Below are 25,841 nucleotides of genomic sequence, written 5' to 3'. Positions count from 1 at the left end.
GTCGTCCCCTCACACGAACCGGATCTGCGGGCCGGTCACCGACGCGGTGACCTTGGTGGTGTCGATGCCGCCGGGCACCTTCGCCGTCACGACCACGCCGTGCCACAGCAGCGCCGCGGGCACCTTCGCCGCCGACGGGGCATACAGCGTCTCGGCGAACACGAAGCCGGCCAAGTTCTGGCGGCCGTCGGCTGCGGCAGGGTCGAAGGATCCGTAGAGGCCGGAGGCGGTGATCTTCCCGACCGGCACCCCGGACAGGACCCGGCCGTACGGCTGGCTGGTGTCGGTGGACGCCTGGACGTGGGCGGCGGCAAGCTTGGAGACGTCGAGGGTGATCGTCTCGGTGGAGTCCGTGCCGTGCAGACTGCCGAGCCAGGCCCGGTCAGCGGTGTACGACACCGACGTGGTGATCGGCTGGATGGTCACAGCCTGTCCTTCCGTGGGACGCGAAGCGGGGCGGGCGCACACCAGGTGGTGGCGTCGTCCACGGAAGTACGGGGCGTGGTCCCCTGGTCCGGCTTGCCCGCCGGTGGGAGTGGCTGGCTGCCGGGCAGGTCAGCCGGTGACGAAGCCGCGGCGGCGGGCCATCTCCAGACCGGCGGCGCCCGGTCGCGGCGGCACTCCCCCACGGCTCGGCGGGCCCCCAGCGGGCGAGCCTCCGGGCGCCGGCGGCGGGGTCTGCTGCCCGAACAGGCTCGGTCGGCGCTCCTTGAGCTGCTCGGCGACGGCCGTGACGGCGACCTCGTCGGCGTCCGGCTGATCGGCGAGGGCCCGCTCGACGAGGACGACGGCGTCCGCCAGGTCCTCGCCGCTAGCGCCCAGTCCGGCAAGCACGGTGCGGCGGACCGCTGCCCGTTCCCGGGTCTCCGCGTCGGCGATGCGCTGGCTGGCCTGCCGTTCCAGTTCGGCCGCAGCCTGCTCGCGGCGCTCGACCTCCGACAGGGCCGCCTGGTCCGCCTCGCGCTTCGTGGTGATGAACGCGCCCAGCGCCTCGGGAGTGTCGAATCCGAGCTCCCCCAAGAGCTTCTTCACGGCCGCTCGACCACCCTGAGTCTTCTCCCGGGCAAGGAGGCGGTTCAGGTCGTCCTGGGTCACGGTCGGGGCGGGCGAGTCCGCCGGGTCTGCGGGCTCGGCCGACGGGTCGTTCGGGGCGGCACCGAGAATCGGGTAGATCGGGCGACCGTCTCGGCGGTAGCCGACCGGCGCGAGCGGCGAAGGGAGCGGGCGCGTCATACGTGAACGTCGTCAAGGTCTCCAGCGCCCCCACGCCGTTGATCAGTTTAGCCCCGCCTCCAAGCCGGGCCGTTTACTGATCGGGCCGTAACGAGCGCACGGCCAGAGATGTCCTGCGAGGCTGTTAGCTTGATCATGTCGCGCTGAGGTGTGACGCCGACGGGATCGGGGCCGCCCATCAGTAACCCACTCCTCCAGCAGGAGTGCGCCGAACGGGGTCGTAAGCTCGCCCCGCTCCCGCCAGCCGACGTCACACCCGCGGCGTACCTCACGCTGAGGGCGTTACCGACCTCTCAGCTCGTCATACATCAGCTGCTGCTCGTACGCGTCCCAAGCCCCGAGTCGGCACGGGACACGCACAGAGCTTCCCCACCCACGATCGGCTCGTTCCCCAGACCTGCTCTCGTTCCCCACATCGGGACGTGGCTGATCCGGGTGAGGCAGGCGTGACTGGGAGCTTGAGCTGGCCCGTTAGCGGTTGAGTTGGCTCGCTTGGGGCAGAGCCGGACAAACCGGTGGACGTCAGGTGCCGAAGGGCGTTCTGTCGGAACAGGCCATTAGAAACCCTCACGGGCGACGTGGAGGATCGCTTCGCGTACCGCCTCCGCTAGGAGCTCGCGCAAATTGTCGATAAAGTTCCCGTCTACAGTGCTGGTCATCCAGGGATCCATGGTGCAGGACAACAGGTAGTCGATCGAGTCCTTGGTGGGATCACCCCGGACGCCCAGCCGTTTCATCAGGAAGCGCATGTAGTCCTGGCCGTACAGGCTTGGATCGAGCTGTGAGCCGCTGACGATCATGGTGGGACGCTGCTCAGTTTTGGGCATGCCTTCGGCGACAGCGATTTCCGGGAGGATAGCCAGCTTCCGGGCTATCCGGCGGTTGATCAAGTTCGTCGTAGTCAGATTTGGGTTCGGCATGTCATCGGAGCGCGAGTTGAACGCGTACGCGATGATGAGCTGGTCGGAGCCCAGTTCGGCGAGCAGCCCCATTGCCTCGGTATCGGCCTTGAGGTCGTTATTGCTCCGGTCGACGATACGCTCCTTAATGAAGCGTAGTTGGCCCTTCAGGGCCTCCTCGTCGTCTGGAGAGGTGCGCTCCACTGGCAGCCGTTGGCACGGAGCGACCAGGAAGTCCGGGTTGTCCAGGCCCATGGTGACGACTGCCGCGTACAGCCGCTTGCTGTTGAACAGCGCCTGTCCGAGGATCTTGCCGTAGCCGTTCTGGTCTGCCGTGATGACACGGTGGCTCAGGTACACGCTCGCCGCTGCGGCACCCGGTTTGGATCCCTCGACTCCGTATTTCCCCACACCAACGGTTGACGAGCCCTGATCGATGTACGGTGCGGAGAACAACACCATCTTCTTCTGGGCACCGTTGCGGTAGCACAACCCGCCCGCCGGGTAGGGTACGAATCCAGCTTTGTGCGGGTCGATCGTGATCGAGTCGGCCCGGTTGAGACAGTCATACTGCCGGTTGGCGTACCTGCTCATCTCTACGGCGGGTGTCTCTCTGGGAAGCTGGCCGTCGCTCGGCGGCGAGGGTTTGCGCCTCATCGCCGCAAAGTAGCCGCCCCAAGCGGCGTCGACATGGATCGGGTACGAGACATTGCGCCGGTGAAACTCCTCACGCACCACGAGCATGCGCTCCAAGGGGTCGATGGCGCTCTGCTCGGTGCTGCCCAGTACCGCAACATGGCAGACAACCGGACGTCGGTCTTGCATGCAGGAATCCAACTTGGCCCGTACGCAGCCCTCTGTGGCCCGGGCGTCTAGGTCGACGTCGATCGGGATCAAGCCGCCTTGCCCGATGCCGAGAATTGATGCCGCCTTCGGCCACGAATAGTGCATGGTGGCTGTCACCAAGACGGCAGGGTCGCCCACCTGGCCGTCTAGGAAGCGGCGCTGGAACGCCTCATAGCCCAGATACTGCAGCGTGAATTCGTTGATCAGACGCAGGTCGTCCGGTTGGATGTGGCACTTCTTCACCATCCGGTTTGGTAGCCCAAGAACCTCGTCCACCGGGAGGTTTACGCTCTCCCAGGCATCCAAGTCGAGCAGCCGGGGCTCGTCCTGGCCGTTGGCCAGACGGACGGTGATGTCGCGAGCGGTGCCGAGGGCATCCTGGTGCCGCCGGATCGCTTCAGCGACCGCGAGCGGATAGTACATCAGATTGCGCGCTGACCACAGAGCTTCCAGGTTGGCGACGGTCCCGTCGCACGTGAGATGCCCCCAAGGCGCCGGTGTACCGGCCTCGTCATAGCCGAGCATCCTGCACAGGTCCAGGCCGACCTCCTCTTCCAGCCGCGTCGTCACCGGCGAGGCTTCTGCGGCGACGTTGTTCTGGTTGTAGAGCATGGCAGCGAAATAGCCAGCTATGGACGGAAGCGTGTGGTCCCACAACATGTGGGCCTGATAGCGGTAGCTGAAGAACGGTACCGAGCCTTCAAGCCGTTTCAGCAGCTTGGTGTGCTCCGAGCGAAGCACCTCAACGCTGTCCTGGTAAGCCTGTGATTCTTTGATCTCGTCGCTGACGTACTCCGGATCGTTGGGGTAGAAGTTCTTGCGGTCCTCGCAGTGCTTGTTCAGTGCATCGTTGATCAGCTCGGTCAGAACCTGCTGATTCTCGGCCATCGGCCCAAGGAACCACGCGGCCAGCGAGGGGGTCCCGCGAGCCTTAGCTAGGTCGAGCTCTGGCGCGACACGTGACGGTGACTCCGACTGCTTACGTGAGAACTCGTTGGTCATTGACGGTCCTCCAGTTGGTCAGGCGCGGCGCCAGTTGGGCGCGATTAACGGGCCGTTCCGCCTCACTGCTGTCCACATGTGCCGGCGCCTAGTGCCCCTGTGGGCTGCCCCTGCCCACTGCTGTCCGGGCCTTTCTTCCAGTACGCGCCACTGCTCAGGGCCTGTCAAACGCTGTCGACAAGCTCCTCCCACCTCCTCGCACGCACTTTTGCTCAGCGATGTCGAGGAATAGCCGCGGGCAACGGCCGACCGACTCCAACTAACGGATGTGCAGGGAAAGCGGCCGCCAGCGGTGCCGACAGCCGTTTGATGCGGCGCGAATTAGCTCCACCAAACCCACTTGACGTACCAGTTCGGCGCGTGGGGCCACTTCACACCGTCCTTGAATCCGCAACCCTGCTGGGCCACTCGTAGCCGCTTTGTCGGGGCCGCTGTTAGTTATCTAGCGAACCGCCCCCTCGTTGAGCTTGCAACCAAGTGGTGTCAGCGAGCAGGGGTCGCCGTTTTCAAAGAGCCTCAACAGACCGGCTCTGACCTGGCAGCAGGCTCTTGACCACGCCGAGCGGCCGGGTACACGCCTATGCGCACTGTGCGGCGCCGCCCACGAACTGGAGCCCCTGTTGAAGGGCTTCGACAGCATCGGCGACGGCTGAACCGCGGGCCGGCCACTTGCCCCAAAGCGGAGCCGCAGGCCAGGCAGGGCGGATAGCGTGCCGGCCATGAGCACAACGGACGTGATCGCCATCCTCGCTCTCGGCGTCTCCATCGTCGCTGCGGTCGGAACCGTAGGGGCTTGGCGAGCAGCTCGGCACTCCCACCATGCGGCGGCGATCTTGTCGCGCATCGAGGAGGAGCGGCAGCACGCGGCCCTCACTCCGAGTTTCCGATGCCAACTGGCGGTAACCGAGGACGGGGCGTCCGCCCTCCTCCGTCTGCACCTCGACGGCCCCGCCGGGTTGGAACCCAGGGGGCCGATCGAGGTGACGGTGTCGATCCGGAACGACAGCTCGTGGAGGGGCCACGCCTCGCCGGTCGCTGGTGGGCCCCTTCCGGAGGAAGTCCGGGCCACCGTATGGGGGCCGTGGCGGTTCAGCGCCGACGGCTGCGACGACCGGGGTAGGGCCATCGCCCCGCAGGAACTGCTCGTCGGGGAATGGACGCAGTACGCCCTCACGCCCACCATGCCGCCGACGTGGATGACGATCGGAACGGAGCGGTGGCGGCAGGACTATGCGGATGCGCCTGTGCGTCTGCGGGTGACTGCACGGTCGGGAAGCTCCGTCTGGAACGTACCTCTTGAGATCGCCGCGAGCCCGGCGGCGGCCTGATCATTCAGGGTCGGCATTCTGCGTCTCCGGCAAGGGGACGCGCAGGGTGTCCGGATCGGCTGCCGGTAGCCCGAGATAGGCACGCACCGCGGCGTTGTCGCCGGTCGCGTCAGCGAGACGCGCAGCTGCATCGAAGGCTCGCGTCTGGATGAGCTCGATCTCGTGCTGTGCGTCATCGATCGGGTACCCGGCATCCTGGAGCATCCGCACGCCGGTCTCCAACGACAGCACACCGGCGCCCACGCCCTTGACCACTTCGTCGAGGACAGCGGCTCGGTCGGTCGGGGTGTGGGGCCCCCAGGTGAGCTGGGCGGGTACTGACTGGCCTGCTGGCCAGCCCTGCGCCTGGCCGGCCTGGTGGAGTCGCTGGACCATGCGCAGCAGGATCACGTACTTGTGGGCCCTGGCCAGCCGCATCGCCGCAACGAGCGAGTCGAGTGGGCCGAGGGCGAGTTGGAGGGCGTAGCCGGAGGGCAGGGCCGTGGGGTCGAGCGTGCCGAGCCCGGCGGAGGTGAGGCGGCTGTTCGCGGCGATGCGGTCGAGGACGTGGTCGACTCGGGAGCGGAGTTCGGCGAGCTGCGCGGAAGTGTCGAGGACGTCCATGCGGCCGCCGTCGTTGAGCTGCCAGACGGTGCCCGCGCGGACCTTCACCGGCAGGGGCTGCCCTGTGTTGCGGTCGATGGGGAGTCGGGCGCCGGCGAGTCCGATGATTGGAGAGCCGGTGGTGGCGCTGGCGGCAGAGGAGTCCGTGTCGGTGGCAGACAGCTCATCGAGGGCTTGGAGGACGGTCGCCAACGTCGGCTTGCCCCAGTGGTCACCGGAGTGGGGGATGTTGTTGGTGATGTGAATCAGGGGGATGAAGTCGACCTGGAGGTCGAGCCCGTGTAGGACTTCGCCGTCGGCGCGGACCCGGAAGGTCGCCTTGTGTAGGGGCAGGTCGTACAGCAGGTCGGAGTGCTTCAGGTCCTCGAGATCCCATTCGGCGTCGGTCAGGTAGCAGGTGTACGGCGAGGTCCGGCCTGCCGCCCACGGGTACGAGCGGGTGATCAGGCCCGTGGTGGGGTCTTGGGCGTCGCCGGGTACGAGCAGGGCGTCTCCGCCTTCCCCCACAATCGGCTCGCGGAACGCGGCGCCGTCCTTGGCGGTGGCAGGTCGGCTGGCAGGCGCGATCGGTCCGATCTCGTACGTGATCCGGCGCAGCCGTGCCTTGGTGCCGCGTCGTACGTCCTCGGGGATCTCCCAGGCGAGGTGCACGCGGGTTGGGAACTCGCCTGAGTCCTGCTCATCGTCGGGCCACTCGGCGAAGTAGAGGCCCGGGTCCCAGGTTCGGAGCAGGACGCGGCCCTTGGCGGGGTCCCAGGCCAGGGAGTAGACGGAGTCGCCGAGGAGGAGCGCGGTCCGCTCGGCCTGCTGGAGGCGCAGGGGCAGGAGCTCCTTCTCCGCCCAGGCTCGGAGGCGATCTTGCACCGCGGCAGCTTCGACATGTCCTTCGGGCTCCTCGCCGGCGGCCTGCTCCGCACCGGGCACGATGATCGTCTGCTCGGAGCCGAGCAGGTAGCCCAGGGCAGTGTCGATCAGCTTGCTCGCGTCCCCGAGCTCCCGCCGCTCCCCGCCCGCGACGTCGTCGCCGGTGATCGCGGCGACCTGGCCGGCCTGGTTGGAGTCGTAGGCGGCCAGCAGCCGGTAGGCAGACAGGCGCCGCAGATCCTCATCCGGGACCCACGAGGACGTGAGGTCGGACCAGGCGTTACGGCCGGGACGGCGGGGGTCAGCCATGACCGGCTTGTAGTCCAGCCAGCTCCATACGTCGGTGATCAGCTTGCGCAGGCCCACAGCGTTCTCCAGGCAGTCGGCCCCCACGCCGCCTGTTCAGGTTACGGCGTGACCGTTTCGGCCTCGGCGACGGCTGCGGGATGACCAGGCAGGCCGGGAAGGGGGAAGCTGGCGCAGGCTCCGACGAACACGTCACGGGCGCCGACGGTCCTCTCCTTACGGCCCGCGTCCGTCCACCGCTGCTCGCACTCGGCGCGGGTGGGGCTTGCTGCCGTCGCCGGGATGCCGTCGGCCAGCTTGCGCCGTTGGGCGAGTAGCCCTTCCCGGCGGCCCTGGTCACCCGCCGCCTTCAGCTCGGCAACGTGCCGGTCCCGCTTCTCGTCGAAGGAGGGCTCGCTGGTCGACCACTCTCCGCCGGCAGGCACGAGGCAGGTACTCGCATTACGGTGGATGTAGCCCTCGGAGCGCGGAGGTTGCGGACATGAACGTCCCCTCTTCACCCGGCGGAGGCCCGCAGGCGAATGTCTTCGACACGCATTCCTTGGCCCGAGCGGCTACCGCCGCTATTGATCCGAAACGCTTTGGGTTCAGGCTCGTTGATGGTGTGTGAGTGATCTGGTGGGGGATGCGCGGGCCTGGTCGCCGGATGCGCAGGAGGCTGTGCGGTTGCTGGCGGTGTCGGCTCTGGTGGAGGGCCGGGACCGGGTTGAGGTTGCCGCCCTGTTCAAGGTGTCGGTCAAGGCCGTGGACAACTGGTGGGCGAAGTGGCAAGCCGGCGGCCGGGACGCACTGCTGTCCCGCCCACGAGGCCGTCGCGTGGGTGAGCACCAGGTCCTGTCTGAGGCCGAGCAGGCCGCCGTTCGGCAGGCTGTCCTCGATCACGTCCCCTCCGACGTGGGACTTTCTGGTCAGTTGTGGACGCGGGGGCAGATAGGCGAGCTGGTCTTCAAGCTGTACGGGGTCCGCTTCACCGAGCCCGGGGTGGGCAAGTACCTCAAGCGTTGGGGGCTGACCTTCCAGCGTCCGGACAAACGGGCGGTCGAGCAGGACGCGGAAGCGGTCCGGGTCTGGCACGAGGAAACCTGGCCGGCGATCCGGGCCAGGGCGAAGGCGGAGAACGGCGAAGTTCTCTTCGGCGACCAGGTCGGGGTCCGCTCGGACCAGGTCACCGGCCGCACCTGGGGCGCCAAGGGCACGACTCCCATCGTCCGCCGCACCGGGAACCGGTTCTCCGTGAACGCGATGTCCGCGATCAGCACCCGCGGCCGGATGCACTTCATGGTCTTCACCGAGTCGTTCGACGCGAAGGTCATGTGCCGCTTCCTCGTCCGGCTCGTCGGGCACTTCGACCGGAAGATCCACCTGATCGTCGACAGGCACTCGGCCCACCGCTCGAAGACAGTCCGGGCCTGGCTCGCCGACCACCAGGACCAGATCGAGCTGCACTTCCTGCCCTCGTACTCACCCGAGCTGAACCCCGACGAGCCGGTCAACGCCGACCTCAAACGCAGCCTGCCCCACACCCACCGGGCCAGGAACCAGGCCGAACTCGCCGCCGAAACCCGCAGATTCTTCCACAGGCGCCAGCGTCAACCACACATCGTCCGCGGTTACTTCGGCGGCCCGCACGTCCGCTACGTCCTCGACGAGAACCCCTTGAGTTTCTGATCAATAGGCGTTACTACTCGTTGAACCGAGTTCCGCGCGTGCTGTGCGGAGGAATTCCACGTGGGCCTCTTCCAGTTCGCGTCGTCTCTCGTGGTAGCGGGGTTGGGTCAAGAAGGGGCCGCGGTACTGCATGTTGCTGAGGACGTTCAGCTCCTCCCCACTGAAGGTTCGGTCCGGAAACGCTGAAAGGGCGGCGCTGGCTTCCGCAGCCGCGTCTGCCACGGCGGTGGGTATGACCTCCGGTGTATACCTGTAGTCGTTGATATTTGGGAGTGGATGCGGGTTCTCAGCTATGGCGGTCTGGAGCCGTGCGCTGGCCGTGAGGAGCCTCCTGGCCCGATCGCGCGTTACGGTGTCCGTATCTCCCCCGCGCAGCTCAGACATGGTGAGGAGCCGTTCTCGAAGCCGGTTCATCGCTGCATCGCTAACGTGCATATTCGCGAGGGAGAGGCTGCAAGCGAGGATGCTGTGGGCGGCGCCGTCGACGCTGTCTGGACCCTCCAGTGTGACGATTTGGGCCGCGGCTCGTAGAGCGGCTTTGGCGCTGTCGAGCTCTGCTGTGCGCACTGTCGCTGCTTCGGCAGTCGTCTCCATCATGAGTTGGTCTCCTGCCTCAGCAACCTGCTGAGCGGCCAGGAGGAACGAGGCGTAGGCATCTCGTTGGATACCGTGGCGCCACTGGGCGTGCGCGGCAGACGCCTGGGCGTTCACTGCATCCAGAGCAGAGTTGTACGTCGCTTGCGCCTGCGCGAACCCGGCACGCCCCGCTTCCTGCGCGCCCTGCAAGGCGGCACGGGTTTGCCACCGGCCGGTGATGAGGAGTACGGGGATAGTTGCCAGGGTGACGCCCGCAGCCGCGACTGCGCCGATTCCTTGGAGGTCCATGGGCACATCGTGCCGTAGGCGAAGACAGCGCCGCACCTGAATGGGTCGCGCCCTGAGCCAAGGCCGCTGATCGCGACGGCTGGCGGTCGTGGCGGTTCGCTACAGCGGAGGGGTGTCGCCGGGGCCTGGCGGATTTCCTTGGCCCCCGGTGTCCACGCTCTCTACGTTCGGCGGGGCGGGCGGGGAGCTCTGGCCGACAGTTGTGTCGGCTTCGTCATCGGTGGCGTCCGCTGTGCCAGGTTCCTGGTCCTCAGTCGGTTCGTTCCGCCGGCCGCGACGATTCAGTAGCGTTTTCACCTCGTTCCCCAAGGGCGTTAGCATCGCCCCCCAATCGCTCAGGAAGTCGCCGAGATCGTCGATCTGGAATGGGTCGGATCCCAGCAGGTAATGCTTGCCGATGATGATGGCGAGTGCGGTGGCGATCGATTTCAAGCGTTTCCGGAATTCTGGCCCGAGATCTGGAGCTGGTGGGTCCGTTGCTCCTCCTATTGATCCGAAACGCTTTGGGTTCAGGCTCGTTGATGGTGTGTGAGTGATCTGGTGGGGGATGCGCGGGCCTGGTCGCCGGATGCGCAGGAGGCTGTGCGGTTGCCGGCGGTGTCGGCTCTGGTGGAGGGCCGGGACCGGGTTGAGGTTGCCGCCCTGTTCAAGGTGTCGGTCAAGGCCGTGGACAACTGGTGGGCGAAGTGGCAAGCCGGCGGCCGGGACGCACTGCTGTCCCGCCCACGAGGCCGTCGCGTGGGTGAGCACCAGGTCCTGTCTGAGGCCGAGCAGGCCGCCGTTCGGCAGGCTGTCCTCGATCACGTCCCCTCCGACGTGGGACTTTCTGGTCAGTTGTGGACGCGGGGGCAGATAGGCGAGCTGGTCTTCAAGCTGTACGGGGTCCGCTTCACCGAGCCCGGGGTGGGCAAGTACCTCAAGCGTTGGGGGCTGACCTTCCAGCGTCCGGACAAACGGGCGGTCGAGCAGGACGCGGAAGCGGTCCGGGTCTGGCACGAGGAAACCTGGCCGGCGATCCGGGCCAGGGCGAAGGCGGAGAACGGCGAAGTTCTCTTCGGCGACCAGGTCGGGGTCCGCTCGGACCAGGTCACCGGCCGCACCTGGGGCGCCAAGGGCACGACTCCCATCGTCCGCCGCACCGGGAACCGGTTCTCCGTGAACGCGATGTCCGCGATCAGCACCCGCGGCCGGATGCACTTCATGGTCTTCACCGAGTCGTTCGACGCGAAGGTCATGTGCCGCTTCCTCGTCCGGCTCGTCGGGCACTTCGACCGGAAGATCCACCTGATCGTCGACAGGCACTCGGCCCACCGCTCGAAGACAGTCCGGGCCTGGCTCGCCGACCACCAGGACCAGATCGAGCTGCACTTCCTGCCCTCGTACTCACCCGAGCTGAACCCCGACGAGCTGGTCAACGCCGACCTCAAACGCAGCCTGCCCCACACCCACCGGGCCAGGAACCAGGCCGAACTCGCCGCCGAAACCCGCAGATTCTTCCACAGGCGCCAGCGTCAACCACACATCGTCCGCGGTTACTTCGGCGGCCCGCACGTCCGCTACGTCCTCGACGAGAACCCCTTGAGTTTCTGATCAATAGGGCGTGTCCGCAATGTCAGCCGGGGAGCCATAGTCGCAGGCAGGCGAGGGTGACCAGGGCTTTGTAGTGGCGGGCTCGTTTGTCGTAGCGGGTGGCGAGGGCCTTGTTCTGCTTGAGCCTGTTGAAGCAGCGTTCGACGACGTTGCGGCGCCGGTAGACCTCACGGTCGAGACGGCACAGGCTCTCTCCGCGTCGACGCCGTCCGCTGATCTGGTCGACGCGTTCGGGGATGGTGCAGGCGATGCCGCGTTTGCGCAGGTAGGAGCGGATCTTGCGGGATGAGTAGCCCTTGTCGCCGACCACCCGTTCCGGTCGGGTCCGGGGCCGGCCCGGCCCGCACCGCTTGATGCGGATGCGGGCCATGACCGGCTCGAACTGCGTGCAGTCGTTCACGTTCCCGCCGGTGAGCGTGAACGCGAGAGGGCGGCCCCGGCCGTCGCAGGCGAGGTGGATCTTGGTGCTCAGTCCGCCTCGGGACCGGCCGAGTGCCTCACCGGTCCAGGGCCCCCTTTTCGGGCTCCGGCAGCGTGCTGGTGGGCCCGCACGATCGTCGAGTCGACGCAGACGACCGACCAGTCGACTTCGCCGATCGCATCCGAGTGCTGCTGGACGTGGGCCAGGAGCCGGTCCCAGGTTCCGTCCGCCGACCAGCGGCGGAACCGTTCGTAGACCGTCTTCCACGGCCCATACCGTTCGGGCAGGTCCCGCCAGGCAGCACCCGTGGACAGCTTCCACAGGATGCCGTTGAGGACCTGCCGCCGGTCCCGCACCGGACGTCCCATCCGGGGCGGAGCCAGTAACGGTCCGATGATTTCCCAGGCCTGATCGGTCAGTTCATGACGTCGCACCACGAACGGAGTAACGACCGATCGACATTGCGGACACGGCCTAGGCAGTTCCGTTTGGATCAGCCGGGTCGTTGCTCCGGGTGTGACGTTGGCTGACCTGCAGTGGGCACGGATTGAGCCGTTACTCCCGGACCGAACGCCGAAGCGGCGTGGCCGCTGGCGGGATCATCGTGAGGTGATCGACGCGATCGCCTTCAAGTTCCAGACGGGAACGCAGTGGGTCCATCTGCCGGAGAGGTACGGCAACTGACGAGGCGTCTACAACCGACTGCGGACGTGGGCAGTTGACGGCACTTGGGAGCGAGTGTTCACCGCGTTGAGGTTCAGGCCGATGCCGAAGAGGAGCTGGACTGGGCCGTCTCGGTGGACTCCACGATCGTGCGGGCCCACCAGCAAGCGGCCGTGCGCGAAAAAGGGGGCCCCGGTCGGCGAGCCGGACGACCATGCGATCGGCCGGTCGCGCGGCGGGCTGACCACGAAGATCCACCTCGCCGCCGACGGCCGCTGCCGGCCCCTGGCCTTCCACCTCACATGCCACCCCGGAGACCCCCGCCCCGACCCGCTCCGACAGCCCTTAGCATGCGCGGCATGAGTGATCTTGACGAGCGGTTGCACGGGTTTCGGCTCCATGTGGGGCAGGGGGAGCTGGACGACCTGCGGGAGCGGCTGGGCCGGGTGCGGTGGCCCGACGAGCTGCCCGGGGTCGGCTGGGGGTACGGGATGCCGCTCGCCCGGATGCGGGAGCTCGTCGACCACTGGCGCGACGGGTACGACTGGCGGGCGGCCGAGGCCCGGCTGAACGAGTGGCCGCAGTTCACCACGGTCATCGACGGTGCGCGGGTGCACTTCGCACACATCCGCTCGCCCGAGCCGGACGCGACCCCGCTGCTGATGACCCACGGCTGGCCGGGCTCGCCGGTGGAGTTCCAGCGCGTCGCGGGCCCGCTCACGGACCCCCGGGCGCACGGCGGCGACCCGGCGGACGCCTTCCACCTGGTGCTGCCGAGCATCCCCGGCTTCGGCCTCTCGGGGCCCACGACCGAGCCGGGCTGGGAGTTCAAACGGGTGGCCCGGGCCTTCGGCGTGCTGATGGACCGCCTCGGCCACCGGTCGTACGGGGTGCAGGGCGGCGACTGGGGCGCCGCGATCTCGCGGGAACTCGGGCTGATCCGGCCGGACCGCGTGATCGGCGTGCACCTGAACCTGCTGCCCGGGGGCGGGGCCACCGCCGAACCCGGGCCGGAGGAACTGGCCGCCCTGTCCCCCGCGGAACGGGAGCGCACGCTGGCCTCCTGGGAGCGGTACCGCACCTGGGCGCGCGAGCGGCAGGGGTACGCCGACATCCAGGCGACCCGGCCCCAGACCCTCGCGTACGGGCTCAACGACTCGCCGGTCGGACTGCTCGCCTGGATCGCGGAGAAGTTCACCGAGTGGAGCGATCCCGCGTGCCCGGTGGACCGGGACCAGATGCTGACCAATGTGACGCTGTACTGGCTCACCGGAACGGCCGGCAGCGCGGCCCGCATCTATTACGAGCGGGCCCACGCCGCCTACGCGGGCCTGCCGCCCGAGGTGTCGCGGACCCCGACCGCACTGGCCGACTTCCCCCGGGACAACTTCATCCCGCTGCGCCACGTCGCCGCGCGCACCGACAGCATCGTGCGCTGGACCTCGTACGACCGGGGCGGCCACTTCCCCGCCATGGAGGTGCCCGATCTCCTGGTGGGGGACATCCGCGCCTTCTTCCGGCAACTGCGCTGACCAGCATGTGAAATCGCGTGGGCCGGCGCCGGCACCGGATGTGATGATCGCCCGGTGATCGATGAACAGCGGACCCGGCCCGTGCTGACGGGCGACGAGCGCGCCACCTTGACCAGCATCCTGCAGCGGCAGCGGGACACCCTGATGATGAAGTGCGCGGGGCTGACCGAACAGCAGCTGCGGACGAGGGCGGTGGCCCCGTCCGGCCTGAGTCTGCTGGGGCTGGTGCGTCACCTCGCGGAGGTCGAGCGCGGATGGTTCCGCAACGTCCTGGCCGGGGAGGACGTACGCGGCTACTTCCCGGGGAACGAGGCGGGGGAGTGGACGGAGTTCGACGTCGAGGACGCCGACGTGGCCGACTCGTTCAGGATCTGGGAGGAGACCTGCGAGCGGTCGCGCGCGATCGTGGACGCCGCCGAGTCCCTCAACGCGACAGGGCACTTCGGCGACCAGCCGTACTCGCTGCACTACATCCTGACCCACATGATCGAGGAGTACGCCCGCCACAACGGGCACGCGGACCTGCTGCGCGAGGCCATCGACGGGACGACCGGGGAATGACCCCGCCATGACCCCGCCCATGACCCCGCCACGACCCGGAAAATGACCGGGCCGCGGTGGGGCCCGGCACGGTACGGTCCGAAGTCATGAAGATCACGAAGTACACCCACGCATGTGTCCGGATCGAGCAGGGCGGCCGGGTTCTCGTCATCGATCCCGGTACGTGGAGCGAACCGGCCGCCCTGGCCGGCGCGGACGCCGTGCTGGTGACCCACGAGCACATCGACCACGTCGACGTGCTGCGCCTGGCGGGGCTCGGCGTACCGGTCTACGCCCCCGCCGAGGCGGACATTCCGGAGCTGGACGTCATCGGGGTGTCCTCCGGTGCGGAGTTCACCGCCGCGGACTTCCGGATACGGGCGGTCGGCGGCCGCCATGCCTTCATCTACGGCGGCCAACCCGACTGCGCGAACCTCGGCTACGTCGTCGACGACGCGGTCTACCACCCGGGTGACTCGCTGCACGTGCCCGAGCAGGAGATCGAGACGCTGCTGGTGCCGGCGCAGGGGTCCTGGCTGAAAATGGCGGAGGTGATCGACTTCGTCAAGGCCGTGGGGCCGCGGCGGGCGTTCGCCATTCACGACGCACAGATCAACGACCGCGGTCTCGGCAGCGTCAACGGCTGGCTCGGTCAGGAGACTTCGCACGGCTACCGCTATCTGCGGCCCGGCGAATCGCTCTGAGGCGCCGGCTCCTCCGTGTCCCCTCCCGGCCCCGCCACCTGCGCAGGAGCAGGTTAGTCTCCGTCGAATGGTTCGACATGGATCCCTCTCCACGCTGCGGCACAAGCCGTTCAGATTATTCCTCCTGGCACGTCTGATCTCGATGAGCGGAACGGCGATGGCCCCCGTGGCCCTGGCCTTCGCCGTGTTCGGATTCGACAGCAGCCCGGCGTCCCTGGCGATCGTCCTCGCCGCCAACACCGCTCCGCAGCTCGTCCTGCTCCTCGTCGGAGGAGTGATCGCGGACCGGTTCTCCCGGCAACGGACCATCGTCATCGGCAATGTGCTGCCTGCCGTCACCCAGGGCTGTGTCGCACTGCTCGTGGCGACGGGAACGGCCACCACCGGGCGGATCGCCCTGTTCGCGGCGCTGGCGGGCTGCGCGTCGGCGCTGACCCAGCCCGCCATGAACAGCCTCCTGCCGCAGCTCGTCGATCCCGGCGAGCTGCAGCAGGCGAACGCGCTGATGCGGTTGCCCGGCAACCTCATCCGCATCCTCGCGCCGGCGGTCGGCGGCGCCCTCGTCGCCCTCGTCGGCCCGGAGCTGACCCTGGGCTGGGACGCCGCCAGTTTCGCGGTCGCGGCCTTCCTCTGCAGCCGTCTCGACGTGTCCGGGCCCGTCAAGGCCACGGCTTCAGTGTTCCGCGACTTCAAGGACGGCTGGAAAGAGTTCTCCTGTCTCTTCTGGGTCTGGTCCTATACGTTGTCCGGCACCGTGGTCGTCGCCCTCTGGCTCGGCGGCTATCAGCTCCTCGGCCCGGTGATCGCCCAGAACAGTCGTCTCGGTGCTCCTTCCTGGGGAATCGTCCAGGGCGCATTCGCGGCGGGCCTGCTGTTGGGTGGAATGGTTTCACTCAAATGGAAGCCGTCCAGGATCATGGTCGTGTGCGTATGCGCCAACCTGCCTCTCGCGCTGCCCTTCCTCGCACTCGCCTGGGGCGCACCGCTCGCCGTGCTGGCCGGGGCGAGCGTCATGGCGGGCGTCGGCCTCGACATCGCGATCGTGTGCTGGAACACCGCCGTGCAGGAGCAGCTCCCGTCCGAGGTGCTCGGTCGGGTCGGCTCCTTCAACTCGGCCGGTGAGCTCATGTCCGTGCCGCTCGGCTACCTCGTCGTGGGCGCCGCGGCGACTTCCCTCGGTGCGGAGTCGGTCCTTCTCTGGAGTGCCGCACTGATGGTCCTGGCGAGCCTGGTGCTGCTGCTCGCCCCGAGCGTACGGGCGGTACGCAGGCTGCCCGCGGACCCGGATCCGGCCGCCGTCGCGGCGGGAGACCAGGACCGAAGGGCCCGGACCGGCCGGGTGCCCGATCAGGTGGCGCGCCCGTAGCGGACCGCTGAGCTCCAGATCCGCTCCAGGCGCACCCGGGTGCCGGGCCGGGGAGCGTGCCAGATGCGGTCGTCGCCGGCGTAGATCCCTACGTGGGTCATGGTCGCGCCGCTGGGGAAGAAGACCAGGTCCCCGGCCGCGCGATCGGCCTCGGGAATGTGGACGGTGTGCTCGTACTGCTGCTCGGCGGTGCGCGGCAGCCGTTTGCCCGCCTTCTTGAAGGCGTAGAGGGTGAGGCCCGAGCAGTCGAAGCGTTTGGGGCCGGTGGCGCCGTAGGCATACGGCGAGCCCTGTTTGGAGGCGGCCACCGCGACGGCTTTCTCGCCATACGTGGCGGCGGCGTGCGCCGGGGCCGCGGGGCCGGTCGTCACGGCGGCCGTCAGGAGCAGCAGGGAGAGTATGGCGCGGGTTCTGGGGCAACAACACGTGGGGAGAAGGCCCTTGGGGGCCTTTCGGAAGTCGGTCCTCAAGCAGGGCATCGTGACACCTCCGCGGTCGGTTGGCAGGCAACAGTCAGATCAGTGATCGGGGTCCTGTTCTCGGTCGAATGCGTCATGGCTCTGACGGCGGACCAGTTTTCTCCGACGGGATCCACCGAACAGCGCGGGACACAGTCTGATTTGTCTCGATTTTGCATTCGATTCGAGATGATAAGGCTGAATGATTGCCATAGGGGCGCGCCCGACACGCCGGTCCACCGTGCCATCGGGGGCTCGCGCCGGATAATTGACGCGAGGTCGGATCCGCCGACTTCTATGATCATCGGATGGAAATTCCCCGTTATCCCGTGAAGCCCCGCCCCGGCGACCGGGTCGCCGTGATCTCACCCTCGTCCGGTCTCCCCGGCCTGTTCCCGCTGCCCTACGAGTTGGGGCTGAGCAGGCTCCAGGACGACTTCGGGCTGAAGCCGGTGGAATACCCGACGACCCGGACGATGGGTGCGACGCCCGAAGCGCGCGCCGCGGACATCCACGCGGCCTTCGCGGACCCCGACATCAAGGCGGTGATCGCCAGCATCGGCGGCGACGACCAGATCACCGTCCTGCCCCACCTCGACCGCGACCTCCTGCGCGCCAACCCCAAGCCGTTCTTCGGCTACAGCGACAACACCAACCTGCTGCTGTTCCTCCGGGACTTGGGCATCGTCGGCTACCACGGCGGGTCGGTCATGGTCGGGTTGGGACGCCCCGGTGCGATGCACCCGTCGACCGCCGACTCCCTCCGGGCCGCGCTGTTCACCTCGGGCGAGTACGAACTCACCGCGGCGAGCGCCTGCGGGGACATCGACAGCCCCTGGGACGACCCGCGGACCTTCGCATCCGAGCCCGTCATGGAACCCGCCGACGGCTGGTCCTGGCACAACGCCGACCGGGTCGTCGAAGGCATCGGCTGGGGCGGCAACCTGGAGATCATCTCCTGGCTGCTGATGGCCGACCGCGTGGCGGGGCCGGCCGAGTCCTACGCAGGCAACGTACTGTTCCTGGAGACCTCCGAGGAGATGCCGCCCGCCGAAGAGGTCTACCGGATCCTGCGCGGCATGGGCGAACGCGGGCTGCTGCGGCAGTTCCCCGCGCTGCTCATGGGCAGGGCGAAGAGCTGGTCGTTCGAGCACCGGCTCGACGCCGAGGCCAAGGCGGACTTCCGGCGGCAACAGCGCGAGGCCGTCCTGCGGGCCATGCGTCAGTACGCCCCCGACACCATGGTCGTGTTCGACGTCGACCTCGGCCACACCGACCCGCAGCTGGTGGTTCCCGTCGGAGGCCGCATCCGGGTGGACGGTCCGGCCCGCCGGATCGTCGTCACGTACTGAGCCCGGTCCCGGCGGTTGTCGGAGCGGCGGCCCGGGGAGCGATCCGGATCCGGTCCCGCGCGTACTCCACGGTCTCGCCCGGCAGGATCAGCAGCCCGGGCTCCCCGTCCTGACCCGCCGCGCCGATCGGCTGCACCTGCACGGCCGGGCCGAGTCCGCCGGCCATGAACACCGACGGGTCGACCTCCCAGCCGTGCACGGCCAGCCACAGCTCCAGCGCCGCCGTGTCCCGTGCCTCCGCGCCGCGCGGCCACTCGAACGTCGTGCTCCCCATCCCTGCCCCCTGTAGGTGGTCGGATCACCGCCGATGATCCTGCCACCCCCCTCTGACAGTCGCAGCCCGATATCGACGCGCGCCCGCACCCCCCACCGTGCGGGGGGTGCGGGCGCGCGTCAGGCCGATGACCCGTCCGGGTCAGCCGTTGCGGTGGTGCCGACGGCCGTTCCAGGAGTCGGTGTCGAGGACGTTGCCGCGGTTGTCGCGCAGGGTGGCGGTGTCGCGCTCGTCCCAGATCTGGTGGCGACGGTCCTGGTAGACGTCCTGGCGGGTGTCGCGGCCCTGGCCGGTGTGGACCCGCACGCTGGACTTGCCGTCCAGGCGGAAGTCGCCGAAGCGGTAGCGGTTGCCCTGCCGGTCGGTGAGGGTGTAGCCGCGCAGGTTAACGCTCCTGCGACCGGTGTTCTCGACCTCGACCCACTCCCGGTTCAGCGCACGGTCGGAGCGGTCGCGGCCGGCGGTGCCGTACTGGACGTCGCTGATCACGATCGAGGAGTGCGGAGCCCGGTGGTCGCGGTCGCGCCAGTGGTCGTCGGCGGAGGCCGGGAGGGCGGCGGCGCCGACGAGGGCGCCCGCGGCCAGGAACGCGGCGACGAACCGGCGGGTGGCGAGAGAAGCAGACATGAAGATGACCCCTTCAACAGACAGCAGCCCGGTCCGCCTCGTGCGGGGCGGGTGGGCCTGGAACCGTTCCCGGCGTCCTGCCGAGGAGCCACACTCTGGCCCCCGACCGCCACCAAAAGCCACCAATTCGGGGCGTGTTGCGAAATGCGGATCTATCGGTGACTCTCCCGTGTATCGGACATCTGTCAATGTCGCGCTGACGCGAACGGCGCCAGCGTGCCGCACATGCCTTGGCGGGCCCGGAGGCAGAGGCCCTTCCGCACGGGTGTGCCGCCCTCGCGACCACCTTCCGCTCTGCGCCGAACGGGTTCAGGGCCCTGTAACGAGTGCTCCGACCATTTCTTCGGACACCTTTACGTGAGCGGTTCCGGTGTTCTGTTCAAGTCCAGGAGCCGGAGCTCGTCCGGCGTCAGCCGGAGCGCCCCCGCCGCCACGTTGTCCGCGAGATGATCCGGGTCGCCCGTCCCGGGGATGGCGAGTACGTGGGAGCCCTGCCCCAGGATCCAGGCGAGCCGCACCTGCGCCGGTGACGCGCCGTGCGCCCGGGCGACGGCGAGGACCTCGGGGTGCTCGGTCCGGACGGCGCCGGACTCGGCCCCCTCTCCCGCGATGGAGAAGAAGGGCACGAAGGCGATACCGCGTGCCGCGCAGGCGCTGAGCATCCCCGCCCGGTCGGGCGCGTCGATCCCGTAGCGGTTCTGGACGCACACCACCGGTGCGATCGCCTCGGCCTGGGCCAAATGCTCCGGGCGGGCGTTGGAGATACCGAGGTGGCGGACCAGTCCGGCGTCACGCAGCTCGGACAGGGCCCCGAAGTGCTCGCTGATGGACTCCTGGCCCATGATGCGGAGGTTCACCACGTCGAGGTGGTCCCGGCCGAGCTGGCGCAGGTTCTCCTCGACCTGGCCGCGCAGCTGGTCGGGCCGGGCCGACTCGGCCCACCCGCCGCAGGCGTCCCGGGCGGGGCCGACCTTGGTGGAGACGACGAGGCCGTCCGAATACGGCGCCAGCGCCGAGTTGATCAGCTCGTTGGCCGAACGCAGCCGCGAGAAGTAGAACGCGGCGGTGTCGATGTGGTCGACGCCGAGCTCGACCGCCCGGCGCAGTACGGCGATCGCCCGTCCCCGGTCGCTGGGAGTGCCCTCGTGGAAGGCCGCGCTGCCGGTCAGGCGCATGGCTCCGAAGCCGATCCGGTTCACCGTGAGATCGCCGAGCACCCATGTGCCCGAAGCTGTCGCGGAGACCGTGTGCGACGTCATCTGATTGATCAACTCCATCCGGTCGGCCCTCGCCCCCGACGGTTCGGGGCGTGGCGGGTCCTGGAGTATGCGCAGGTGAAAGCCGTGCCGGAAAGGCGCGCAGGGGTGGGGGAAGATCACATCGCGAGCCGGAACCCCGAGTGTGCGCGGGGCGTTCTCACAGGTGAGGCTTCCTCCCTCTCGCCCGTGCCCGGAAGCGCGCGGCCACGTCGCTCTGCCCGATAATGGTGGGCGACAGGGCATTCGCACGAAGGAGGCCGGAATGGGACGGGACAGCAGGTACGAACTGGTATTCGCCGCCCCTGACCATGCGGTACCGGGTGGCGAGGAATCGGTCCTCGTACACCGCACCGACCGGACCGGCCCCGGCGGCCATCCGATCTACGCCGACGACACCGGAATCGTGCAGGCGGAGATCAGCGACCAGGGCGACGTGCGCATGATCGCGAGCGGCGGACACCAGGAACCCGCATCGCGGGTGAGCGTCCGGGCCGTGCCCGGCGTGTGACCCCGGCGCGCGACACGCGGCGGCCCGGCAGCGCGGGTGCCCCGGCAGCCCCGCCACCGTCATCCGGGAACGCGGATCCCCGGCGGACACGGAACCTCGCACCAGACGCGCTTGCCGTCCACCCCCGGTTCGGAGCCCCAGGCCCGCGCCAGACGTTCCACGATCAGCAATCCGTGACCGACCGGCCCTCTCCGGTCGCCCGGCCCGCGTGCCGGCACGCGCACCGGCGGTGCCGGGTTACCGTCCGTGACCTCGATCCGCAGCCGCTCCGCCGAGCAGTCGAGGACGAGCGCGCGGGGTCCGCCACCGTGCAGGCAGGCGTTGGCCACCACCTCCGACACCAGCAGGAGCACGTCCTCGGCGCTCTCGCGGTCGACCTCTCCCGTCCCCGGGAGCCAGCACCAGGCGGTCAGCGCCTGGCGGGCGAAGTCACGGCTGCGCGAGACGACATCGGTGGTTCCGGACAGCATGAGGCTCCAGATCCGGTCGGACGGCCCGCGCTCTTCCATGACGCTCAGGCCCCTTCGCCGTGCGGCGTCCGCAGGGCCTCCGTGACATCGGCGTGGACGGGGAACACACCGTCCGCACCGGTGATGCGGAACATGCGGGCGACCGGTCCGTGCAGACCTGCCAGTTCGAGACCGGCTCCCGCCTCCTGTGCCGCGAGGCGCGTGTTCAGCAGCACGTTCAGCCCGGTGGAGTCGCAGAATCCCAGCCCCGCCATATCGACCAGCAGCCGGCGGCCCGGGACGAGTGCCTCGTCCAGCGCGTCCCGCAGCGGCTGCGCCGTGTCGTGGTCCAGTTCCCCCGCGAGCGTGAGGACGACCGCCCCGTCCACGGTCTCCACCGCGACGGTGAAGCGTTCACTCTCCGCCTCCGGCACCATCCGGCATCACCCTTCCGTCGTGCACCCCTGCACCTGCCCGGGTTCCGGCGCGACATGCCTGTCCGTCCCGTACGGAAGTGAGGGGACGCCTCAAGGGGGCCTCATGCCGTCTCGGCCGGCGGTTCCTCGGCGAGCAGTCCCTCCCGCAGCCGGGCCAGGATGCGGCTCAGCAGCCGGGAGACGTGCATCTGCGACATGCCCAGGCGTTCGCCGATCTCGGCCTGCGTCAGTTCCTCCCCGAAACGCAGGGCCAATATCGTCCGGTCCCGTTCGGACAGCTCTCCCACCAGCGGCCTCAGCGATTCCAGGTCCTCGACCGTCTCGAAGCGGCTCTCCTCGATGCCGAGGCTCCGGGAGGACACGCCAGGTGCCTCGTCCTCCTCCGCCGTCACGGGTACGTCGAGGGACAGGCTGGTGAAGCCGTTGGCCGCGAGCCGGCCCTCGCGGACCTCCTCCAGGGTGATGTCCAGCCGTTCGGCGAGCTCCCGCGTACCCGGCGCGTGGCCCAGCTCCTGCTCCAGGGCGTCGTTCGCCTTGGCCAGGTCGATGCGCAGCTCCTGCAGCCGGCGCGGGACGCGGACGGCCCAGGTCGTGTCACGGAAGTACCGCTTGATCTCTCCCACGATGGTGGGCAGGGCGAACGACATGAACTCGAACCCGCGCTCCGGGTCGAACCTGTTGATGGCCTTGATCAGGCCGATGGTGCCGACCTGCAGGACGTCTTCCCACGGCGCGCCGACGTGACGGACGCGCGTGGCCGCGTACTTGACCAGGCTCAGATTCAGCTCGACCAGGGTGTTGCGCACGTACGAGTACGCCGCGGTCCCCTCGTCCAGTTCGTGCAGCCGCCGGAAGAGCGTCACCGACAGGTCGTGGGCGTCAGCGGTGCTCACGGACCGCGGATCGCGAATCTCGCGGGTCTCCTGCGGCTCGGAGCCGGTCTGGCTACGGAGAGTGGCAGGCATGAAGCCTCCTCGGGGTGTCCCCTCAGAGCCCCATACCCTTCTCCCAAGGGGTTGAAGCTGTGCACGCCGTGGCCGTGCGTCACTCTTCGTGCGCGAGCGGGGCGCCCAGGGCGCGATGGCGGTCGAACGCCTCGCGGGCGTCCGGTACGAACGCGGAGCGGCGGACGAGCTCCTCGAGTTCGGGTTCGGCCAGCCAGTCGAACCAGGCGACTCCCGCGGGGTCGGGCCGGACCGGCCCCGGCCCCGGCCCCGGGACCGGGCCGCGGCCCGACAGCGGGTCAGCTGCCGGGCCGGACCACCACCGCCATCAACTCGACCGGCGCGCTGTAGCGGAAGTGCAGGACGAACGGCACCATGTCGCCCGCCTGCCAGCGGGTCTCCTTCGTCCGCGTCGTGACGCTCAGGTCGAACGGCGACATGGTGACGGTGCCGCCCGCGGGCACCCGCACCGGACCCGCCGCCCGTACGAGGTCGGCCCCGAGCCCGGAGCTCTCCCGCCGGCTGAGCAGCGTCTTCTCGACGCCGGATGACGTCACCTCGGTCAACTGGTCGTCCGCGCCACCGATGTTGGTGATGTCGAAGAAGGCGGCCGTGTCCCGGCCACTGCCGTCGGGCAGGATGACGCGGCCGTTCCCGGCGGCGATCTGCGGCGGGCTGCCCGCGGCGCCGGCCGAGGTCCACGCCGTCAGACCGGTCAGCGCGAGCGTGCAGGCGGCCACCGGGACGATCGCGGCACGCAGCCCCTCGCGCACGCGTCGATCGATCGGGAGCCGCCCGCCCGGGGTCCGTTCCGAAGGTGCATCCGTCATCGCCCCGTACCTCTCGTTCGGCTGCTCGTACGCGCCCGGCGTGCGTGCGGTGCCGGCTGCCAGGTGCGCAACCGGAGACTGTGGGCCACCACCATCAGCGAACTCACCGACATCGCGGCGGCCGCGACCATCGGGTTGAGCAGTCCCACCGCGGCGAGCGGCACGGTGACGACGTTGTAACCGAACGCCCAGACGAGGTTGGCCCGGATCGTCCTGAGGGTCCGCCGGGCCAGCTCGACGGCGTCGGCGACCGCCTCGATGTCACCGCGTACCAGCGTGACATCGGCCGCGCCGATGGCCACGTCCGTTCCGCTCCCCATGGCGATGCCGAGGTCGGCCCCGGCCAGGGCGCCCGCGTCGTTCACCCCGTCGCCGATCACCGCGACCCGTCGCCCCTGAACGCGCAGCTCCCGTACGAGCCGCGCCTTTTCCTCGGGCGAGCAGTGCGCGTGTACGTCCCGGATCCCGAGCGCGGCCGCGACCCGGACCGCGGTGGCCTCACGGTCGCCGGTGGCCAGGACCGGCTCCACCCCCAGGCGCCGCAGCCGGTCGACGGCCCGGTAGCTGCCCGGGCGCAGGACGTCCCCGAGAGCGATCAGGGCCTGGTCGGCGCCGTCCACCCGGACCAGGACCGGCGTGTGCGCGGCCGCCTCAGCCTCGGCCAGGGCCCGGTCCAGCGACGGATGCAGGTCCGCACCCGCGGCGCAGACCTCCACGCGGTGCCCGTCCACCACCCCGGTCACACCGATGCCCGCGGTGGCCCGGAACCCGGTCACCTCGGCCGGCGGGCCGAGGGGCGGTTCCTGCCGGGCGTACGCGACCACGGCGCGGCCCAGCGGGTGCTCGGAACCCTGCTCCACCGCAGCGGCCAGCCACAGGGCCCGCTCCCGGCCCATCCCGTCGGGCACGGCCGTCACGCGGGCGACGGTCATCCGGCCGGTCGTCAGCGTGCCGGTCTTGTCCAGGACCACGGTGTCGACGTGCCGCAGGGTCTCCAGCGCCCGCGGGCCGCTGACCAGCAGACCCAGCTGTGCGCCCCGGCCGGTCGCCGCCAGCAGGGCGGTGGGGGTCGCCAGCCCCAGCGCGCAGGGACAGGCCACGACCAGGACGGCCACACAGGCCGTGACGGCCGCCTGCGGCTCGGCCCCGGCACCGAGCCAGAAGCCGAGAACGGTGACGGCCAGGGCCAGCACCACCGGGACGAAGACCCCCGCCACCGTGTCGGCCAGGCGCTGGGCCCGGGCCTTTCCGGACTGCGCCTCGGTGACCATGCGGGTGATCCGGGCGAGCTGGGTGTCCGCGCCGACCGCGGTGGCCCGGACGATCAGCAGACCGCCCGCGTTGACCGCACCGCCGACCACCGCCTGGCCGGGGCCCACCTCGACGGGCTCGCTCTCGCCGGTGACCAGGGACAGGTCGACGGCCGAACCACCGGAGGCCACGACCCCGTCCGTCGCGACCCGCTCGCCCGGCCGGACGACGAACTCCTGCCCCACCCGCAACTGCCCGATCGGGACGAGCCGCTCGCGGCCGTCCTCCCGTACGGTCACGTCCTTGGCGGCCAGGCCGGCGAGCGAGCGCAGTGCCTCACCCGTGCCACGGCGGGCCCGGGATTCGAGGAAACGCCCGGTCAGCACGAACAGCGGGACCCCGACCGCGGCCTCCAGATAGATGTGGGCCACCTCGCCGCCGGCCGAGGGCAGCAGGCTGAACGGCATCCGCATCCCCGGATCGCCCGCCCCGCCCAGGAACAGCGCGTACGCCGACCAGGAGAAGGAGGCGACCACGCCCAGCGACACCAGGGTGTCCATCGTCGCCGCCGCGTGCCGCAGCCCCCGTACCGCCCGGGTGTGGAACGGCAGCGAACCCCAGACGGCGACCGGCGCGGCCAGCACGAAGCACAGCCACTGCCAGTTGCGGAACTGAAGGGCGGGAGCCATCGACAGCGCCAGGACCGGAACGGACAGCAGGGCGGTGATCAGCAGCCGCCGTCTCTCCTCGCCGCCCGGGGAGCCCCCGGTCCCCGCCGACGGCGTCCGGTCCTGCGCGGGCTCGGGCGGCGCCGGCACCTGGGCGCTGTAGCCCGCCCGCTCCACGGCCGAGACGAGGTCCTCCGTCGTCACGTGCGACGGATGCAGCACCCGGGCCCGCCCCGTGGCGAGGTTGACCGTGGCGCTCACGCCCTCGATCCGGGCCAGCCGCTTCTCGACACGGTTCACGCAGGCCGCGCAGGTCATCCCGCCGACCACCAGA

At 69.4% G+C, this 25,841-nt stretch carries 26 protein-coding genes and 1 pseudogene; 10 read left to right on the top strand and 17 right to left on the bottom strand.

Annotated elements, in window-relative coordinates; translation table 11 throughout:
* Positions 1-9: 9 nt before the first annotated feature.
* The 3 genes from JYK04_RS03230 to JYK04_RS03220 form a co-directional block, all read right to left on the bottom strand.
* A complete protein-coding gene (locus JYK04_RS03230) occupies positions 10-426 on the bottom strand; it encodes a head decoration protein (RefSeq protein WP_202186024.1) in 417 nt (138 codons plus the stop codon).
* A gap of 129 nt (positions 427-555) precedes the next feature.
* Positions 556-1,032 (bottom strand): hypothetical protein, encoded by a 477-nt coding sequence (locus JYK04_RS03225; protein ID WP_189747236.1) that lies wholly within the window; start codon positions 1,030-1,032, stop codon positions 556-558.
* Positions 1,033-1,790: 758 nt separating this feature from the next.
* On the bottom strand, positions 1,791-3,866 hold the full coding sequence (locus tag JYK04_RS03220) for a pyridoxal phosphate-dependent decarboxylase family protein (RefSeq protein ID WP_189747238.1): 2,076 nt from the start codon (positions 3,864-3,866) through the stop codon (positions 1,791-1,793).
* 833 nt (positions 3,867-4,699) lie between these two features.
* Here JYK04_RS03220 and JYK04_RS03215 point away from each other — a divergent pair.
* Positions 4,700-5,308: a hypothetical protein gene (locus tag JYK04_RS03215; RefSeq protein WP_189747240.1), complete on the top strand. Its 609-nt coding sequence runs from the start codon at positions 4,700-4,702 to the stop codon at positions 5,306-5,308.
* Here the strand turns inward: JYK04_RS03215 and JYK04_RS03210 are convergent, their stop codons facing one another.
* Together JYK04_RS03210 and JYK04_RS03205 are read right to left on the bottom strand one after the other, a co-directional pair.
* Positions 5,309-7,141 (bottom strand): hypothetical protein, encoded by a 1,833-nt coding sequence (locus JYK04_RS03210; protein ID WP_189747242.1) that lies wholly within the window; start codon positions 7,139-7,141, stop codon positions 5,309-5,311. It abuts the gene before it with no gap.
* Positions 7,142-7,182: 41 nt separating this feature from the next.
* The gene (locus JYK04_RS03205) at positions 7,183-7,506 is read right to left on the bottom strand and encodes a hypothetical protein (protein WP_189747244.1); all 324 of its coding nucleotides are present in this window, start codon (positions 7,504-7,506) and stop codon (positions 7,183-7,185) included.
* A gap of 181 nt (positions 7,507-7,687) precedes the next feature.
* On the opposite strand from JYK04_RS03205, the gene JYK04_RS03200 reads away from it, so the two are divergent.
* Positions 7,688-8,749: an IS630 family transposase gene (locus JYK04_RS03200; protein WP_202186023.1), complete on the top strand. Its 1,062-nt coding sequence runs from the start codon at positions 7,688-7,690 to the stop codon at positions 8,747-8,749.
* Here JYK04_RS03200 and JYK04_RS03195 read toward each other — a convergent pair whose 3' ends face one another.
* Positions 8,750-9,634, bottom strand: a complete 885-nt coding sequence (locus JYK04_RS03195; RefSeq protein ID WP_189748738.1) for a hypothetical protein — start codon at positions 9,632-9,634, stop codon at positions 8,750-8,752.
* Between the two features lie 99 nt (positions 9,635-9,733).
* The gene (locus tag JYK04_RS03190) at positions 9,734-10,066 is read right to left on the bottom strand and encodes a hypothetical protein (RefSeq protein ID WP_189748735.1); all 333 of its coding nucleotides are present in this window, start codon (positions 10,064-10,066) and stop codon (positions 9,734-9,736) included.
* 165 nt (positions 10,067-10,231) lie between these two features.
* Here JYK04_RS03190 and JYK04_RS03185 point away from each other — a divergent pair, with 165 nt between their 5' ends.
* Positions 10,232-11,224: an IS630 family transposase gene (locus tag JYK04_RS03185; RefSeq protein ID WP_425282266.1), complete on the top strand. Its 993-nt coding sequence runs from the start codon at positions 10,232-10,234 to the stop codon at positions 11,222-11,224.
* Positions 11,225-11,246: 22 nt separating this feature from the next.
* Here JYK04_RS03185 and JYK04_RS03180 read toward each other — a convergent pair.
* Positions 11,247-12,079 (bottom strand): annotated as a pseudogene (locus tag JYK04_RS03180) (IS5 family transposase).
* 82 nt (positions 12,080-12,161) lie between these two features.
* Between JYK04_RS03180 and JYK04_RS42290 the strand changes: the two are divergent.
* The 5 genes from JYK04_RS42290 to JYK04_RS03155 all read left to right on the top strand — a co-directional run bounded on the left by JYK04_RS42290 (position 12,162) and on the right by JYK04_RS03155 (position 16,450).
* Positions 12,162-12,329, top strand: a complete 168-nt coding sequence (locus JYK04_RS42290) for a transposase (RefSeq protein ID WP_208809264.1) — start codon at positions 12,162-12,164, stop codon at positions 12,327-12,329.
* Positions 12,330-12,667: 338 nt separating this feature from the next.
* Entirely contained in the window at positions 12,668-13,840 is a 1,173-nt protein-coding gene (locus JYK04_RS03170; RefSeq protein WP_189743684.1) for an epoxide hydrolase family protein, read from the top strand.
* 57 nt (positions 13,841-13,897) lie between these two features.
* Positions 13,898-14,401: a DinB family protein gene (locus JYK04_RS03165; protein WP_189743741.1), complete on the top strand. Its 504-nt coding sequence runs from the start codon at positions 13,898-13,900 to the stop codon at positions 14,399-14,401.
* Positions 14,402-14,487: 86 nt separating this feature from the next.
* Positions 14,488-15,084, top strand: coding sequence for an MBL fold metallo-hydrolase (locus JYK04_RS03160; RefSeq protein ID WP_189743682.1), 597 nt, complete (start codon positions 14,488-14,490; stop codon positions 15,082-15,084).
* Positions 15,059-16,450 carry an MFS transporter gene (locus JYK04_RS03155; protein WP_268254168.1) on the top strand — a complete coding sequence of 464 codons (1,392 nt, stop codon included), beginning with the start codon at positions 15,059-15,061 and terminating at the stop codon, positions 16,448-16,450. Before JYK04_RS03160 ends, JYK04_RS03155 begins: the two co-directional genes overlap by 26 nt.
* Here JYK04_RS03155 and JYK04_RS03150 read toward each other — a convergent pair.
* The gene (locus JYK04_RS03150) at positions 16,432-16,929 is read right to left on the bottom strand and encodes a C40 family peptidase (protein ID WP_189743678.1); all 498 of its coding nucleotides are present in this window, start codon (positions 16,927-16,929) and stop codon (positions 16,432-16,434) included. The two genes, JYK04_RS03155 and JYK04_RS03150, sit on opposite strands and share 19 nt — an antisense overlap.
* A 287-nt stretch (positions 16,930-17,216) precedes the next feature.
* Between JYK04_RS03150 and JYK04_RS03145 the strand changes: the two genes are divergently transcribed.
* Positions 17,217-18,260: a S66 family peptidase gene (locus JYK04_RS03145; RefSeq protein ID WP_189743676.1), complete on the top strand. Its 1,044-nt coding sequence runs from the start codon at positions 17,217-17,219 to the stop codon at positions 18,258-18,260.
* Here JYK04_RS03145 and JYK04_RS03140 read toward each other — a convergent pair.
* The 3 genes from JYK04_RS03140 to JYK04_RS03130 all read right to left on the bottom strand — a co-directional run bounded on the left by JYK04_RS03140 (position 18,250) and on the right by JYK04_RS03130 (position 20,420).
* Positions 18,250-18,534 carry a hypothetical protein gene (locus JYK04_RS03140; protein WP_189743674.1) on the bottom strand — a complete coding sequence of 95 codons (285 nt, stop codon included), beginning with the start codon at positions 18,532-18,534 and terminating at the stop codon, positions 18,250-18,252. The genes JYK04_RS03145 and JYK04_RS03140 overlap by 11 nt on opposite strands.
* A gap of 141 nt (positions 18,535-18,675) precedes the next feature.
* Entirely contained in the window at positions 18,676-19,161 is a 486-nt protein-coding gene (locus JYK04_RS03135; protein ID WP_189743672.1) for a lamin tail domain-containing protein, read from the bottom strand.
* Between the two features lie 353 nt (positions 19,162-19,514).
* Positions 19,515-20,420 (bottom strand): aldo/keto reductase, encoded by a 906-nt coding sequence (locus tag JYK04_RS03130; protein ID WP_189743670.1) that lies wholly within the window; start codon positions 20,418-20,420, stop codon positions 19,515-19,517.
* Positions 20,421-20,682: 262 nt separating this feature from the next.
* Between JYK04_RS03130 and JYK04_RS03125 the strand changes: the two genes are divergently transcribed.
* A complete protein-coding gene (locus JYK04_RS03125; protein WP_189743668.1) occupies positions 20,683-20,928 on the top strand; it encodes a DUF6296 family protein in 246 nt (81 codons plus the stop codon).
* A gap of 59 nt (positions 20,929-20,987) precedes the next feature.
* Here the strand turns inward: JYK04_RS03125 and JYK04_RS03120 are convergent, their stop codons facing one another.
* From JYK04_RS03120 to JYK04_RS03100, 5 genes are all read right to left on the bottom strand, one after another.
* A complete protein-coding gene (locus tag JYK04_RS03120) occupies positions 20,988-21,437 on the bottom strand; it encodes an ATP-binding protein (RefSeq protein WP_189743666.1) in 450 nt (149 codons plus the stop codon).
* Between the two features lie 5 nt (positions 21,438-21,442).
* Positions 21,443-21,814, bottom strand: coding sequence for an STAS domain-containing protein (locus tag JYK04_RS03115; RefSeq protein ID WP_189743664.1), 372 nt, complete (start codon positions 21,812-21,814; stop codon positions 21,443-21,445).
* A 101-nt stretch (positions 21,815-21,915) separates the two neighbouring features.
* On the bottom strand, positions 21,916-22,779 hold the full coding sequence (locus JYK04_RS03110; protein ID WP_189743661.1) for a SigB/SigF/SigG family RNA polymerase sigma factor: 864 nt from the start codon (positions 22,777-22,779) through the stop codon (positions 21,916-21,918).
* Between the two features lie 278 nt (positions 22,780-23,057).
* On the bottom strand, positions 23,058-23,588 hold the full coding sequence (locus JYK04_RS03105; RefSeq protein ID WP_189743659.1) for a copper chaperone PCu(A)C domain-containing protein: 531 nt from the start codon (positions 23,586-23,588) through the stop codon (positions 23,058-23,060).
* A complete protein-coding gene (locus tag JYK04_RS03100) occupies positions 23,585-25,825 on the bottom strand; it encodes a heavy metal translocating P-type ATPase (protein WP_189743739.1) in 2,241 nt (746 codons plus the stop codon). The genes JYK04_RS03105 and JYK04_RS03100 overlap by 4 nt, the downstream gene beginning before the upstream one ends.
* Positions 25,826-25,841: the final 16 nt, after the last annotated feature.

This window comes from Streptomyces nojiriensis, assembly GCF_017639205.1.
GTDB lineage: Bacteria > Actinomycetota > Actinomycetes > Streptomycetales > Streptomycetaceae > Streptomyces > Streptomyces nojiriensis.
The sequence above is the reverse complement of the archived record's forward strand: the minus strand, read 5'-3'. Positions and strand labels throughout refer to the sequence as shown.